The sequence below is a fragment of the Propioniciclava flava genome, assembly GCF_004126535.1.
In the GTDB taxonomy this organism is placed as follows: Bacteria; Actinomycetota; Actinomycetes; order Propionibacteriales; family Propionibacteriaceae; genus Propioniciclava; species Propioniciclava flava.
On record NZ_PPCV01000004.1, the window covers coordinates 1 to 14,198 of the forward strand.

Annotated in this window: 13 protein-coding genes and 1 pseudogene; all 14 read left to right on the forward strand. The window is 67.9% G+C overall.

Annotation, left to right across the window (positions count from 1 at the left end; all coding sequences use genetic code 11):
- Window positions 1-415, forward strand: a 415-nt coding sequence (locus tag C1706_RS06515) for a type I restriction endonuclease subunit R, EcoR124 family (protein ID WP_206661017.1), incomplete at its 5' end; no start/stop codon positions are given.
- 558 nt (window positions 416-973) lie between these two features.
- Window positions 974-1,366, forward strand: coding sequence for a hypothetical protein (locus C1706_RS06520; protein ID WP_129458431.1), 393 nt, complete (start codon window positions 974-976; stop codon window positions 1,364-1,366).
- Window positions 1,359-2,666 carry an ABC transporter substrate-binding protein gene (locus C1706_RS06525; protein WP_129458432.1) on the forward strand — a complete coding sequence of 436 codons (1,308 nt, stop codon included), beginning with the start codon at window positions 1,359-1,361 and terminating at the stop codon, window positions 2,664-2,666. Before C1706_RS06520 ends, C1706_RS06525 begins: the two co-directional genes overlap by 8 nt.
- A 145-nt stretch (window positions 2,667-2,811) precedes the next feature.
- Window positions 2,812-3,753 (forward strand): ABC transporter permease, encoded by a 942-nt coding sequence (locus tag C1706_RS06530; RefSeq protein ID WP_129458433.1) that lies wholly within the window; start codon window positions 2,812-2,814, stop codon window positions 3,751-3,753.
- Complete coding sequence (locus tag C1706_RS06535) at window positions 3,750-5,540, forward strand: dipeptide/oligopeptide/nickel ABC transporter permease/ATP-binding protein (protein WP_206661018.1); 1,791 nt, start codon at window positions 3,750-3,752, stop codon at window positions 5,538-5,540. The genes C1706_RS06530 and C1706_RS06535 overlap by 4 nt, the downstream gene beginning before the upstream one ends.
- Window positions 5,537-6,415, forward strand: coding sequence for an ATP-binding cassette domain-containing protein (locus C1706_RS06540; RefSeq protein ID WP_241653465.1), 879 nt, complete (start codon window positions 5,537-5,539; stop codon window positions 6,413-6,415). Before C1706_RS06535 ends, C1706_RS06540 begins: the two co-directional genes overlap by 4 nt.
- A complete protein-coding gene (locus C1706_RS06545) occupies window positions 6,412-8,001 on the forward strand; it encodes a family 20 glycosylhydrolase (protein WP_129458435.1) in 1,590 nt (529 codons plus the stop codon). The genes C1706_RS06540 and C1706_RS06545 overlap by 4 nt, the downstream gene beginning before the upstream one ends.
- A pseudogene (locus tag C1706_RS14965) lies at window positions 7,998-8,147 on the forward strand (glycoside hydrolase family 1 protein); the annotation flags it as partial. The gene C1706_RS06545 and the pseudogene C1706_RS14965, both read left to right, overlap by 4 nt.
- Window positions 8,148-8,152: 5 nt before the next feature.
- On the forward strand, window positions 8,153-9,022 hold the full coding sequence (locus C1706_RS06550) for a family 1 glycosylhydrolase (protein WP_241653466.1): 870 nt from the start codon (window positions 8,153-8,155) through the stop codon (window positions 9,020-9,022).
- Between the two features lie 70 nt (window positions 9,023-9,092).
- Window positions 9,093-9,662, forward strand: a complete 570-nt coding sequence (locus C1706_RS06555; protein WP_206661019.1) for a MarR family winged helix-turn-helix transcriptional regulator — start codon at window positions 9,093-9,095, stop codon at window positions 9,660-9,662.
- Window positions 9,655-11,535 (forward strand): AMP-dependent synthetase/ligase, encoded by a 1,881-nt coding sequence (locus C1706_RS06560; protein ID WP_129458436.1) that lies wholly within the window; start codon window positions 9,655-9,657, stop codon window positions 11,533-11,535. Before C1706_RS06555 ends, C1706_RS06560 begins: the two co-directional genes overlap by 8 nt.
- On the forward strand, window positions 11,532-12,410 hold the full coding sequence (locus tag C1706_RS06565; protein WP_129458437.1) for a DUF1295 domain-containing protein: 879 nt from the start codon (window positions 11,532-11,534) through the stop codon (window positions 12,408-12,410). The genes C1706_RS06560 and C1706_RS06565 overlap by 4 nt, the downstream gene beginning before the upstream one ends.
- A gap of 201 nt (window positions 12,411-12,611) precedes the next feature.
- Window positions 12,612-12,941, forward strand: a complete 330-nt coding sequence (locus C1706_RS06570; RefSeq protein WP_284690555.1) for an ArsR/SmtB family transcription factor — start codon at window positions 12,612-12,614, stop codon at window positions 12,939-12,941.
- A gap of 6 nt (window positions 12,942-12,947) precedes the next feature.
- The gene (locus C1706_RS06575; protein WP_129458439.1) at window positions 12,948-14,192 is read left to right on the forward strand and encodes an MFS transporter; all 1,245 of its coding nucleotides are present in this window, start codon (window positions 12,948-12,950) and stop codon (window positions 14,190-14,192) included.
- The last annotated feature ends 6 nt before the right edge of the window (window positions 14,193-14,198 follow it).

Below are 14,198 nucleotides of genomic sequence, written 5' to 3' on the forward strand. Positions count from 1 at the left end.
GGACGACCTGCTCCGGGGTGTGACGCTTCCTGCTGTTCGTCATGATCTGACCAGTCTCCCCGCCCGCGACCGCGGGCAACAGGACGACTCTCATAACGACTGGACCTACGAAACGGGGTCAGCCCAACTCCACAGGCAGGCGTACATCTCCACGAAGCGCGAGGCCGAGCTTCAGGAGCTCATCGAAGCGCACAAGCTCAAGCTGGAGGAGACGCAGTCGTTCGTGGAAGAGGCGTTCCGGGACGGACAACTGCGCACAGCGGGAACTGAGATCACCCGCATCCTGCCGCCCGTGTCACGGTTCAACCGCGAGTCCAACCACGGCGACAAGAACAAGCGGGTCATCGAAGCGCTCTCCAGATTCTTCGAGCGGTTCCGCGCGCTAGCCTCGGGGAATGAAGCGTCTACGGACTGAGACCAGCAACGGGTGGGATCATGGGCTCATGACCGAGGACAACCCCGATCGCGCGCCGAGGGTCATTCGCTGTAAGCACTGGTCCGAAGATGCTGGTCGATACTACGGCTGGCACCACCATGACGGTCCCCACGCGTGCGACTGGGGAAACCACGATGGAGAATGTCCGTACTTGGTCGGCCCGTAGCGCACGCCGCCGCATCGGTGCAAATCGTGTGCATCGCTGCATGCTCCGACCTGTACAACGACGCCTGACGCCAACCCCTCAATCTGCCCCGGTGCTGCCCTGGTCAGCAGGGTCCGATCGGCCCCGATGGGCGGCTGCTGCTGCGGCTATATCCGACCAAAACCCCAGGTCAGAGGGCGACTCCCCCTCGATCTGACGCTCCTGCCAGACCTGTACAACGCACATGTTTCTACGTGCCGGAATGCGGTGGAGTTCCGGTTCAACGTGTGTCGTGTGTGATGGCGGCGCCTCCGGGCAACCCCGCTGAACCGTGAGCTCGCCGGGCCCCGGCACGGGCGGCGTTCCCCACCGGCGTCGCGGGGATCTAGGACATGTCTATTTCGACGACGCCGGTTCCCAAGGCGGGCGACACGCTCGTCTCCACGCTCGGCGGCGAAACGTGGACCGTTCCGAACACCGGCGACAAGACCAAGATGGCGAAGGCCGCCGCGCTGGTGGCAGCCCTGAACGCGCCGGAGATCCAAACCGAACTCGCCACCAAGCGCAAGACCGTCCCGACGCGGTTGGCGCTGCTGGACGACTTCAAGAAGCCGATCCCCTTCATGGCGCCGTTCGCCGACAGCATCAAGACCGCCCGTGCACGCACCGGCGAACTGGGCCCCGACTGGCCCAAGGCTGCGACGAAGATCTACACCGCCATCCAGCTGGCTCTGGCGGGTGGAAAGTCGCCGAGCGACGCGCTCGCTGAGGCGTCGAATGGCTAGCACCACCCCCGAGGGCGGCAGCATCGAGACTGCTGCCGCCCTCGGCCCCGGCGCGGGGGCGGTTGCCGCCCCCGCGCCGCGGCGGACCGGACACTATTCCAAGAGCCGCAAGCAGCGTCTCGTGCAGATCCTGTTCATCCTTCCCGCAGTGATCTACATGCTCGCCTTCTTCGGATATCCGGTCATCAAGAACTTCGTCATGGGGTTCCAGGACTACACGACGACCACGTTCTACACCGGCGAGGCCCCCTGGGTCGGCCTCGACAACTACGCGGACGTCGTCCGTTCGCCCGTCTTCATGCAGGCCGCGATCAATACGGTCATCTTCACCGTGGGATCCATCGTCGGTCAGCTCATCATCGGCATGATCCTCGCCCTGTACTTCCAAAAGAAGTTCCCGGGCAGCGGCGGTCCGTACACGATGAACGCCAGCGAGACCACGATCGGTACCTCCTGGGTGTTCGATCGTCGCGACGACTACTGGGGCGACAAGCTGCCCTTCAAGCGCGTGGTCATCAGCGTCTTCGACAACGAGAACGCCATGGTCAACGGCTTGAAGACGGGCCAGCTCAACTCGGTGCTGCTGCAGACCGCCGACCAGCAGGCCGCAGCCAAGTCCGATGCGAACCTCACCAGCCAGGACACGTCCTTCGACTTCCAGGGCATCTTGATCTTCGACCGGGGCGGCAAGCTCAACCCGGCCCTCGGTGATGCCCGCGTCCGCCAGGCACTGAACTACGCCGTCGACCGCGACGCGCTGGTGAAGGGCATCCGTCAGGGCCGCGGCACGGCCACCTCGCAGGTCTTCGGCACGACCACCAAGGGCTACGAGGCCAAGCTGGACACGTACTACTCCTACGATCCGGCCAAGGCGAAGGCGCTGCTGGCCGAAGCCGGCTACGCCAACGGCCTCACAGTCACGCTGCCGAACCTGCCCACGATCTCCACCGACAACATCCGCACGGCGCTGACCTCGCAGATGGCTGAAGCCGGGATCAAGCTGGAATGGGCCGAGAGCGCCAACCCGCTGCAGGAGATCTTCCGCCAGTTCAAGTTCTCCGGCATGGTCATGAACATGGGTCAGTCGTCGAACGACTGGAACTACGTCCAGACCTACATCCAGCCCGGCACGTTCAACTTCTTCGCCAACACCGACCCGGTGCTGACGGAGCAGGCTGCCAAGCTGCAGAAGTCGACCGGGGCTGAGTACGAGGCTGCCGCGAAGGCGATCAACGAGCGCTTCGTGGAGCAGGGCTGGTTCATCCCGTTCTACCGGATGAACCTACTCCCTGGTCTCTGACAAGACGGTGACGGTGGTGCCGCAGGACGGCATGGCAGTTCCGTCGCTGTACAACTACACCCCCGCCTCCTGATAGACGCTTCTCTCACCTTCTGAGGCGGGCGGGTCGCACGCCCGCCTCAGAACCAGAAGGGCAAACCGCATCATGGTCAGATTTGTTGCGCGGCGTCTCGCCGCCGGCGTCGTCTTGCTGTTCGTGATCTCCTTCCTGTCCTACGTCTTGTTGTCCCTTCCGGGCACCGACGTGGGGCGGCAGTTGCTCGGACAGTCAGCCGCTCAAGAGCTGGTGGACGCCAAGAACCACGAGCTGGGCCTGGACCAGCCGATCCTTACCCAATACTGGAACTGGCTTGTCGCAGCGCTGCAAGGCGACTTCGGCAAGTCCTGGTTCACCTCCGAGAGCGTCCTGCGCGCCATCGGCAACCGACTCCCCGTGACCCTGTCGCTGATGATCGGCGTCACGCTCATCACCGCCGTCGTCTCCTTCGCCGTCGGCATCTGGGCTGGCGTACGCCGTGGCGTGGTTGATCGCGCCCTGCAGATCTTCGCCGTCCTCGGCTACGCGCTCCCCGGCTTCCTCGTGACGCTGGTGCTGGTGCTCGTCTTCGCCGTCCAACTGCGCTGGTTCCCCGCGATCGGCTACATCTCGATCGACCGCTCGTTCGTCGGCTGGCTCTCCACGGTGACCCTGCCGATCATCGCGTTGTCGATCGGCTCCATCGCAGGCACCAGCCAACAAGTCCGCGGCTCGGTCATCGAGGTCATGCGCCAGGACTACGTCCGCACCCTGCGGGCCCGGGGCCTCCCGATGCGCACGATCCTGATCCGCCACGTGCTGCGCAACGCGTCCGCGCCGGCGCTCACCGTGCTGGGCATGCAGTTCGTCGGCCTGCTCGGCGGCGCCGTCATCGTGGAGCAGATCTTCGGCCTGCCGGGCATCGGCTCCATGGCCGTGAAGTACACCACGCGCGGCGACATCCCCATCATCATGGGCCTGGTCATGGTCACCGTGGTCGGGGTCATCATCATCAACCTGCTGGTCGACATCATCATCGGCTGGCTGAACCCGAAGGCGAGGGTAGCGTGACCCAGCTCACCCCAGCAGACGTTTCCAGCCCGAACGAGAGCGCCGCTCCCGCGTCCGCACCGCCGCGCTCCGGCGTGCGCGCACCGCTGCGCAACCCCTTGGGGATGATCTCGATCATCCTGCTCGCCCTCGTGGTGCTCCCCGCGATCTTCGCGCCCTTCCTCGCCCCGCAAAGCCCCGAACTCGCCGAACTGGGCCGCGCGTTCGAGGGCCCCCAGCCAGGCCACCTGTTCGGCTTCGACTCGGCCGGACGCGACGTCTTGTCCCGCATCGTCTTTGGCGCTCGCTACACCCTCGGCGGCGCAGCGCTCGCCCTGGGCGTCGCCTTGGTGCTCGGCGTCCCGACCGGCCTACTGGCCGGTTACTACGGTAAATGGTTCGACTCCCTGTCCACCTGGGCGACCAACCTCATCATGTCGCTGCCCGCCATGGTCGTCCTTTTGGCCGCCCGCGCCATCCTCGGCCCCACGGTGTGGGTCCTGATGGTGATCATGGGTGTCCTGGTCGCCCCCAGCTTCTTCCGCCTGACGCGCGGCATCGTCGCCAACGTGCGCGGCGAACTGTACGTCGACGCCGCCCGCGTCTCAGGCCTGCCCGATTGGCGCATCATCGGACGCCACGTCCTCATCGTGGTGCGAGCCCCCATCATCATTCAGGTCGCCCTCGTGGCCGGTGTCGCCATCGGTCTGCAGGCTGGCCTGGAGTTCCTGGGAATCTCCTCGGGGTCGATGCCCACCTGGGGCGCCATGCTGAACGAGGCGTTCCAAAACATCCAGCGCGCGCCGATGCTGCTGCTGTGGCCGGGCCTCGCCTTGGGCATCACCAGTTCCTGCCTGGTGCTGCTGGCCGCCGCGCTGCGCGACGTCTTGGAAGATCGTGGTGCCGAACCCGTCGGAGCTAGCGCGGTCAAGGCCGCCGTGGCGCCGGTCAGCATGGCACCGGACGCTCCCGGGCGCGCAGGCCTGCTGTCGGTTCGCGATCTCAAGGTGGCGTACACGCTGCCTGGTGGCGGGGACAAGGAGATCGTCCACGGCATCGACCTGGACATCGCCCCGGGCGAGGTCCTGGGTCTGGTGGGCGAGTCGGGGTCGGGTAAAACCCAAACCGCTTTCGCCATCCTCGGCATCCTGCCCGAGGGCGGACGCATCTCCGCAGGCTCGATCACGATCAACGGCCAGGAAGTCCGAGGCATGCCGGACGCCGCCCGCCGCGGCCTGCGCGGCGACGTGGTCGCCTACGTACCCCAAGAACCGATGAGCAACCTGGATCCGTCGTTCACGATCGGCAGCCAGCTCATCGAACCCATCCGGTACAAGCTGGGCCTCTCCCGCAAGGACGCCCGCGCGAAGGCGATCGACTTGCTGCGACTGGTCGAGATCGCTGACCCGGAGCGGACGATGGATCTGCATCCGCACGAGATTTCCGGCGGCATGGCGCAGCGCGTCCTGATTGCCGGGGCCATGTCGTGCGACCCGGCCTTGCTGATCGCCGACGAGCCGACCACGGCCCTGGACGTGACCGTGCAGGCCGAAGTGCTCGAACTGCTGCGCAAGCTGCAGCGCGACCGCGGGCTGGGTGTGCTGCTGGTCACCCACAACCTCGGCGTGGTGGCCGACCTGTGCGACACGGTCGCCGTCATGCAGCATGGCGTCATCGTCGAGCGTGGGACCGTCACCGACGTGTTCGATCACCCGCAGGACCCCTACACGCTGAAGCTCATGGGAGCCGTCTTGGACGGTTCCGAGACGCGCGAGGCATGGCATGCACCGCTGGAGGTGGCGAAGTGAGCGCACAGGATCAATCCCTCCTCACCGTGCAGGATCTGCACGTGAGCTTCCCCGGACGCGGGTGGCGCGCCCAACCCAAGGAGGTGCTCAAGGGCATCAACCTGGACGTCCGCCCCGGCGAGACGCTCGGCCTGGTGGGGGAGTCCGGTTCGGGCAAGACCACCATCGGACGCGCGATCTTGGGGCTGGCGCCGGTGGCGTCCGGCTCGATCCGCTTCGACGGGGAAGAGATCGTCCACGCGAACCCCCGGCGACGCAGGGAACTGGCCCGCGACATTCAGGTGATCTTCCAGGATCCCTACACGTCGCTGAACCCGTCCTTGACGATCGGGGACACCTTGAGCGAGCCTCTGCTGGCCCAAGGGCTGTCGCGGGATGAGGCACGCTCGCACGTCGCGGAACTGCTGACCAGCGTCAACCTTCCCGCGGACGCGGCCGACCGGCTGCCCCGCGAGTTCTCCGGCGGGCAGCGACAGCGCGTCGCGATTGCCCGGGCGCTGGCGATCAAGCCGCGGCTGATCGTGTGCGACGAGCCGGTCTCGGCTCTCGACCTCACGACGCAGCGCACCGTCTTGGATCTGCTGTTGAAGATCCAACGCGAGACGGGGGTGGCGCTGCTGTTCATCTCCCACGATCTTGCGGTCGTGCGCGCGATGAGCCACCGGGTGGCGGTCATCCACCGGGGTCTCATCGTCGAGTTTGGCCAGGCGGACGTCGTCACGTCCGACCCGACCGACCCCTACACCCAGCGCCTGCTGCTGGCCGCGCCCGTCCCCAATCCGGCCAAGCAGCGCGAGCGCCGCGCCGAACTGGAGAAGGTGCGCGAGCGCGAGCGGGCCATGCAGGCCGCGGCGGGTGCGGAGGCCGGGCGATGAGCGACGCACGCGAGGGCAGCGTCTTGATGGTCGTTGCAGGGCTGGAGGCCGCGCTGGGTCAGGAACGGGCGTCCGGTGTGGCGGACCTGCTGGTCCGCGCCGCGGGCCTGGAACTGCGAGACGCCTCGCGCACCGACGCCGTCGCGTCCGCGCGCGAGGGGCGCGAGACGCTCGCCGTCGCAGCACGGGTGGTCTCGGCGCAGGAATGGGAGGCGGCGTGTGCGGCGGCCGGGGTGCCTCCGGTCGCGCCCTCCACGGGAGCCGACCCGCGTCCCGGCACGCAGGCCCAGCCTCGCGACGAGCGGTACCTGATCACGCCCGACGGTGACGGCCTGCAGATTCTGGCGGTGGACCCGGAAGGTCTGCTGCGCGCCCTGATCGCCTGCGGGCGTGAGGTCGTGGCGTCCGATCGGGTTGCCACGCAAGCGCGTGCCGAGGGCCCCGCCCTTGCGTGGCGGGGGCTGTCCCTGGACGCGGTGCGCTACGCGTTCACGCCGCAGGACATCGCTTCGGTGATCGATCTGCTCGCCTGGCTTGACCTGTCGGTACTGCACCTGCACCTGACCGACGTCCAGGACTGGCGTCTTGCGATGGCCTGCGAGCCGCGCCTGACCGACGGGATCGACACGGCGATCAGCGTCGCCGACTATGACGCGCTGGTGGCCTATGCGGACGCCCGCGGGATCACGCTGCTCCCCGAGATCGACCTGCCGGGCCACGTCGCCGCGGCGTTGGCGCGCGTCCCCGATCTGGTCGGGGAGCCCGCACCGCACCCGATGCTGGGCTACCTGGATCCCCGGCTCCCCGCGGTGCGTTCCTTCATCACCGCCGTGGTCACCGAGTTGGCGCAACGCTCCCCGGGTCGTTACGTCCACATCGGCGGCGATGAGGCGTTCGGGATGCCCGAGGGCCTGTACGCGGACGCGGTGAGGCTGGCCGTCCAGGCTGTGCGCGACGCCGGGAAGATCCCGGTGGCGTGGCAGGAGGGGGCACGCTCGGAGGCGTTCGTCCCCGGGGATCTCCTCCAGGCCTGGATCAGCCCCGGTGACGCTTTCGACGCCGACAAGGCTCGCAAGGAGCACCCGCCGGAGGCGCAGCCGATCATCGAGATGGTCGCGGCGTGCTTCGCGCAGGCCCCCTTCGACGTACCGCGCGCGGCCCAGGCAGGCGTGGAGATCGTGGCCTCGCCGCAGTCGACCGTGTACCTCGACCGTCGCTACGCCGAGTCGAGCGTCGATCCGGCTCAAAACGAGCGCGCGGAGCGGCTGGGGTTCCCCACCTACGAACCGGAGGGCGTCTTGGCCGCGGCGGGCTGGGTGCCGAGCGCCACGCCGGAGATCGTGGAGTCGGGTGGTCGCATCGCGGCCGCCGAGGCTGCGCTGTGGTGCGAGACCGTGACGAGCCTGGACGATGCGGCGTTCCTGCTGCTGCCACGCCTGGCGGTCATCGCCGAACGCATGTGGGCCGATGCGCCTGCGACGCCGGACGATCTCCCCGCGCGGCTGCGTGCCCAGGCGCCCGCCTGGGAGGCGTTGGGCTTCCACGATCACTTCCGTTCCACGGCCGTGTGGGGGCAAGCGCGATGACCGCGTTCCCGGACGGCTTCCTCGTCGGTGCGGCCACCGCCGCGCATCAGATCGAGGGCAACAACGTCGCCAGCGACATGTGGCGTTTGGAGACTCAACCGGACTCCCCGATGCCTGAGCCGTCGGGGGACGCCTGCGACTCCTACCACCGGTGGCGCGAGGACATCGACCTGGCCGCACAGGCGGGGTTGCGCGCCTACCGCAGGACGCGACCGCGCGCTTCCTGGCCTACGTTGAGGCGATCGAGCCCGTGTTGGCCGAGGCCGGACGCTACGTCGTCACGTTCAACGAGCCCAACATGGTCGGTGTCATGGCGGCCGTTCGTGCTGGTCAGGGGAGCTTGACGACGGGGCTGGGTGGCGGCTTGCCCACCCCCCATGACCCGACGGTGCAGGCGCTGATCGCGGCGCACCGTGCGACCCGCGACTACCTGCACGCGCGGCATCCTCACCTGCTGGTGGGCTGGACGATCGCCAACCAGGTGGTCCAGGCGCTACCGGGCGGCGAAGCGGGGGCGCAGACCTACCGCGAGGCGATCGAGGATCAGTTCCTGCGCGTGTCGTGCGAGGACGACTTCGTCGGCGTGCAGTCCTATACGCGCAACCGGGTGGGGCCAGAAGGCGTCCTGCCCCCACCGGAGGACGCCCCGCGAACCTTGACCGGGTGGGAGTACTACCCGCCTGCTTTGGGTGAGGCGGTGCGCCACACGGCTGAGGTGGTCGGGCCTGCGGTGCCCATCCTGGTGACGGAGAACGGGATTGCCACTGCCGATGATGCGCAGCGGATTGCCTATACCCAGGCAGCGCTGGTGGGGCTGGCGGCGGCCATGGCCGACGGGATCGATGTGCGGGGGTACCTGCACTGGTCGTTGCTGGATAACTACGAGTGGGGTCACTACGGGCCCACGTTCGGCCTGATCGCTGTGGACCGCGCGACGTTCATTCGGACCCCGAAGCCGTCGCTGAGCTGGCTGGGGGAGTGGGCCAAGCGAGGCGAACTCGAGCCACCTGCCGAGTCCTAGCGTTTCCCCTCGAGAGGGAAGATAGTGGGTAGCCTGGCTAGTAGCTAGCTAGGTGTAGTAAGTTCCGGCTGTGGACCAGAACCTCGGCGTGACCTCAGGCGGCATCCGTCCCTACGGCGTCATGGCCAGCGCCCCTCACGGACACCTGCGTGAGGGGCGCGACCTCGATGACGGTGATGTCGCGCAGATTGCCGAACTCGTGCAGGCGATGGCTGATCTGCGCGAGGCCGAGCGGCGCGCCAGCCAAGCGTCCGCCCGCTATATGGACCTCAACGAGACTGACATGCGGGCCATCCGTTTCGTGATGTTCAACGAAAATCGGGGCGTCAGTGTCACGGCGGGGGATCTCTCTGCGCACCTGGGCATCTCCACGGCGTCCACGACCAAGCTGCTCGACCGGCTCCAGGCCCGGGGGCATATCGTCCGCAATCCGCATCCCACGGATCGTCGGTCGCTGCAGATCTCCGTCACTCCCGAGACTCGACGCGTGGCCCGCGACACGGTCGGACGCCACCACGCTCGGCGCTACGAGGCGGCCGCGCGGCTGACCCCCTCCGAGCGCGAGGTCGTCATCCGGTTTCTGCGGGAGACCACCGAGGCGATCGACCTGAAGAACGCCGACTGGATGCCCCATGAGTGAGCGCCTTGTCGAGGTCTCCACGCCCGCGCGCATCGTCGATGATCCCCGCCGTATCGTCTCGGACCTCCTGATCGCTCGTGTCGAGCAGGCTCCCCGTCATCCAGCCTTCCGGGTTCGGGTCGATCCCCAACTCAGTGAGGATCCCGACCGTGACGTGAGCACCGAGGAGTTTCACGCGCTGGTCGTTGCCGTGGCCAAGGGCCTGGTCGCGATGGGCGTGCGGCGCGGTGACACGGTGGGGATCCAGGGCCCGACCGGCTACCCCTGGGCCGTGGCCGACATGGCATGCCTGTGGGTCGGTGCCGTGGTGGTCCCCCTCTTCGATAGCGCGGCTGCTGACCAGGTCGGCTACGCCGTGACCAACGCGCGCATGGCCTGGGCCTTCGCCAGCACCCCGGCCCAGAGGGCAGTGCGGCGTGGGCATCGTCCGCCGGGTGGTGACCCGCTCACGGTGTGGTCGCTGGGCTTCGGCCCCGACGGCATGGGGCTCCTGATCGACGCCGGACGTGCGGTAGAAGACGCCGAACTCGAGCAGCGACGTACCACGAACACGGCGCAGGACGACGCCACCCTCGTCTACACCTCCGGGACCGAGGGCCATCCCAAGGGTGTGCGCATCACGCACGCCAATCTGGTGGGTCAGGTGCTCAACATCGGCGCCGAGTACGCCGATGTCGTCCGGGAGGATGGGCGCACGGTCATCTTCTTGCCGCTCGCGCACGTGCTGGCTCGCGGCCTGCAACTCATCTGCCTGGCTGGGGGCATGACGATCAGCTATGAGGCCGACCCGGGGCGGGCCGTCGCCGCGCTCGCGAAGGTCCACCCCACGTTCCTGGTGGTGGTGCCGCGTGTCCTGCAGAAGATCGCGGAGCGAATCGCGGCGACGGCCCAGGCCAAACACCTGGGGTGGCTATGGCGCCGCGCCGAGCGCACGGCGATCGCCTACGGCAGGCACGTCCAGAGTGCGCCGACGGCACGCCCGCCGGTGGGGCTTCGGCTGCGGTGGCGGCTGTACGACCGACTGTTCTACGCACGAGTGCGTGAGCTCATGGGCGGCAGCCTGGACTACGTGTTGTGCGGTGCGGCGCCGCTGGGTGCGGAGTTGGGGCTGTTGTTTGCGGGCATGGGCGTGGAGGTCATCGAGGGGTATGGGCTCACGGAGACCACCGCACCGCTGACCGGGAACCGGCCTGGTGACCACCGGGCAGGGACGGTGGGGCGTCCCGAACCCGGTCACACCGTGCGCATCTCCGCCGAGGGAGAGATCCTGGCTCGGGGTGTGGGTGTCTCCCCGGGGTACTGGGATCCGCGCGATGACCAGGACGCCTACGTCGACGGGTTCCTTCGTACCGGCGATCTGGGCTCGTTCGATGCGGATGGTCGACTCGTCATCACCGGACGCCTCAAAGACGTCATCGTGACGGCCGGGGGCAAGACGATCTCCCCGCAGGGGTGGCAAAGCGATGCCGAAGCGGAGGCCCTGATCGCTCACGCCGTTGTCGTGGGGGACTCACGCCCTTACCCGGCCGCGCTGATCTTTCTCGATCAGGACGAACTGGACCGGCAAGGCCTCGGTGCGCACGCGGTTCCTGGGCTGCTGTGGCCGGTGAGCGAGCCACGCGTCCTCGCACGCATCGACGCGGCTGTGGAGCGTGCCAATGCGCGCGTGTCGGGGCCCGAACGGGTCAAGCGTTACGCCGCCTACTCCGTCGATCTGGTCCCCGGTGGCGCCTGGGTGACGCCCACGATGAAGCTGCGTCGCGCTCATCTGCTTGCCGCGATGGCGTCGCAGGTCGACGCGCTCTATGCCCAAGGGCGCGAACTGCCCGGTGCGGGCCCCCTCCACGACCGAAATCGAAAGGAGCCGTCATGACCCTCGCGTCGCAAGCCTCGAAGGTGGCCGTCCTGGCCGCAGTGGTCTGTCTCGCCGCCGGTGTCGCCTGGGCCGGCGGGCACAGCGGCATCCTGGCTGCGGGGGTCCCGCTTTTCGCGTGGGCTGTCGCCGCGGCGTTCCTTGTGCAGTGGATCGCCTACGTTCCGGCACAGATCCTGCGCACCGAGCGATTCTTCGATGCGGTCGGCAGCGCCACGTACATCCTGATCACCGTGGCCCTGTTCGTGGCGCTGGGGGAGCCAGGGCCCCGGGCTCTCATGCTGGGCATCGCCGTGATCGTGTGGGCGGCGCGCCTGGGGGCGTTCTTGTTCCTCCGGATTCGGGCGAGCGGCTCCGACAGCCGGTTCGATGAGATCAAGGGTTCTCCCCTGCGGTTCTTCACGGTCTGGACGATGCAAGGCTTGTGGGTTTCCCTCACGGCGTCCGCCGCGTGGATCGCCATGACGTCCACCACGCAAGCGCCCCTGTCGGTCTCGTTCTTCGTCGGGGCCGCGTTGTGGGCGGGCGGACTAGCCCTTGAGGTTGTCGCCGACGCGCAGAAGTCGCGGTTCCGCGCCGATCCGGCTAATCGTGGTGCGTTCATCTCCACCGGGTTGTGGTCGTGGTCGCAGCACCCCAACTACTTCGGGGAGATCGTGGTGTGGGTGGGGATCGCGGTGATGGCGCTGCCCAATCTGGCCGGGTGGCAGGTGGTGGGGCTGGTGTCTCCGGTCTTCGTCGTCCTCCTCCTGACCCGGGTCAGCGGAATTCCGTTGCTCAGGCAGAAGGCCGAGCAGCGGTGGGGCGGAGACGCACGCTACCGCGAGTATCGTCGTCGCACCTCAATCCTCGTGCCTTTGCCTCCGCCGTCCTAGGGACGGGAAATGTCTCCGGCTAGCGTTGCTGGTGGCCGCACGGAAGCATTTCTTCACTAGGTAAGGGCGATCCTCGCACGAGTCATCCCGCAGTGAAGGAGCGAGCCTGGGCCGAGTGTGGCCCGGGCTCGCTCGCGTTCTGAACGGCAGCCACCCTGCAAGTGTTACTATCCGCGTATGTACGCAGATAGCAGTGTTTCGGTGTCACGAGAATGCGTTGACCTCGCCGTCGAGGTGCTCCGCATCCTCGCTGACGTGACCCGGGTCCGCCTGGTGCTGGCCCTCCACGAGGCATCCGAACTGTCGGTCAGTGCGCTGGCGGAAGCGGTGGAGAAGAAACCATCGGCGGTATCGCAGCACCTGGCGCGCATGCGGATGGCGCGCATCGTGTCCACGCGGCAGCAAGGCACCAGCGTCTTGTACCGCCTCACCGACGAGCACGCCCTCGCCGTGGTGCTGGAGGCCATCAAGCAGGCCGAGCATGCCGTATCCCAGGGGCAGATTCCGCCCCACCATCACGGGGCGGACTGACACGCCATGCTGAGCGTGCTCCGCAACCGCGCCTACGCGTTGCTCTTCAGCGCGCAAGTCATCGCCCTGGTAGGAACAGGCCTGCTCACCATCGCCTTGGGGTTGCTGTCCTTCGACATCGCCGGGGGAGACGCGGGCGTCATCCTGGGCGTAGCCATGACCGTGAAGATGATCGCCTACGTGACCGTCGGGCCCCTCATCGCGGCGCTGACGGCGCGGCTGCCGCGCAAGCCGCTGCTGATCACCGCTGATCTCCTTCGGGCCAGCGTCGCCATGTCGCTCCCGTTCGTCACGCAAGCGTGGCAGATCTACGTGTTGATCTTCATTCTGCAATCAGCATCGGCGACCTTCACCCCCGCCTTCCAGGCGGTCATCCCGTCGATCCTGCCGAAGGAGGGGCAGTACACCCGCGCGCTGTCCTTGTCCCGGCTCGCTTACGACCTGGAATCGCTGGTCAGCCCCGCGCTGGCCGCCCTCCTCCTCACCCTGGTCAGCTATCACCAGCTCTTCGTCGGGACGGTCATCGGCTTCCTCGGGTCGGCGTCCCTGGTGCTGGCCGTGCGGTTCCCGCGGATCGAGGCGCCTCCGGCTGCCCCCTTCCTGGCTCGTCTCACCGAAGGCGTGCGGGTGTTCGGCTCCCGCCCCGAACTGCGTGCCCTGATGGGGCTCAACCTCGTGGTGGCTGCTCCGACCGCCATGGTCATCGTGAACACGGTCGTCCTCGCGCAGGGGCATCTGGGGCGACCCCCGTCCGACACGGCCGTCCTCCTGGGGGCGTACGGCTGCGGGTCCATGCTCGTCGCGTTGGGCATGCCGAAGCTCTTGGACGCGCGACCCGATCGTGGAGTCATGATGATGGGGGCCCTTGCGGCGCCCGCTCTCCTCGTGGCGAGTGCCGCGCTCATCGCCTGGGGGAGCGGGAGCCTGGCCTGGCCTGCCCTACTGGTCGTGTGGTTCCTGACAGGGGCCGCCACCTCGACCGTGGCAACACCCTCGTCGCGGATTCTGCGGCGCAACAGCACCGAACAGAATCGGCCCGCCGTGTTCGCCGCGCAGTTTTCGCTCTCCCACGCCTGCTATCTGGTCGCCTATCCGCTCGCGGGTGCGCTCGGCGCGACCGTAGGACTCCCGGTGATCGCCCTCGTCTTGGCGGCGCTGGCGGTGGTGGGCGCGACGGCAGCGGCCCGTGCCTGGCGTCCTGATGGCCGGGTGTGCCGCCTCGACCAGACGGCACAGGCCACCCGGCATTAACGTTCA

Bases quoted from the DNA above. Each gene is read 5' to 3' on its own strand.
- C1706_RS06520 (WP_129458431.1), top strand. From the start codon at position 974: ATGTCTATTTCGACGACGCCGGTTCCCAAGGCGGGCGACACGCTCGTC.
- C1706_RS06525 (WP_129458432.1), top strand. From the start codon at position 1,359: ATGGCTAGCACCACCCCCGAGGGCGGCAGCATCGAGACTGCTGCCGCC.
- C1706_RS06530 (WP_129458433.1), top strand. From the start codon at position 2,812: ATGGTCAGATTTGTTGCGCGGCGTCTCGCCGCCGGCGTCGTCTTGCTG.
- C1706_RS06545 (WP_129458435.1), top strand. From the start codon at position 6,412: ATGAGCGACGCACGCGAGGGCAGCGTCTTGATGGTCGTTGCAGGGCTG.
- C1706_RS06560 (WP_129458436.1), top strand. From the start codon at position 9,655: ATGAGTGAGCGCCTTGTCGAGGTCTCCACGCCCGCGCGCATCGTCGAT.
- C1706_RS06565 (WP_129458437.1), top strand. From the start codon at position 11,532: ATGACCCTCGCGTCGCAAGCCTCGAAGGTGGCCGTCCTGGCCGCAGTG.
- C1706_RS06575 (WP_129458439.1), top strand. From the start codon at position 12,948: ATGCTGAGCGTGCTCCGCAACCGCGCCTACGCGTTGCTCTTCAGCGCG.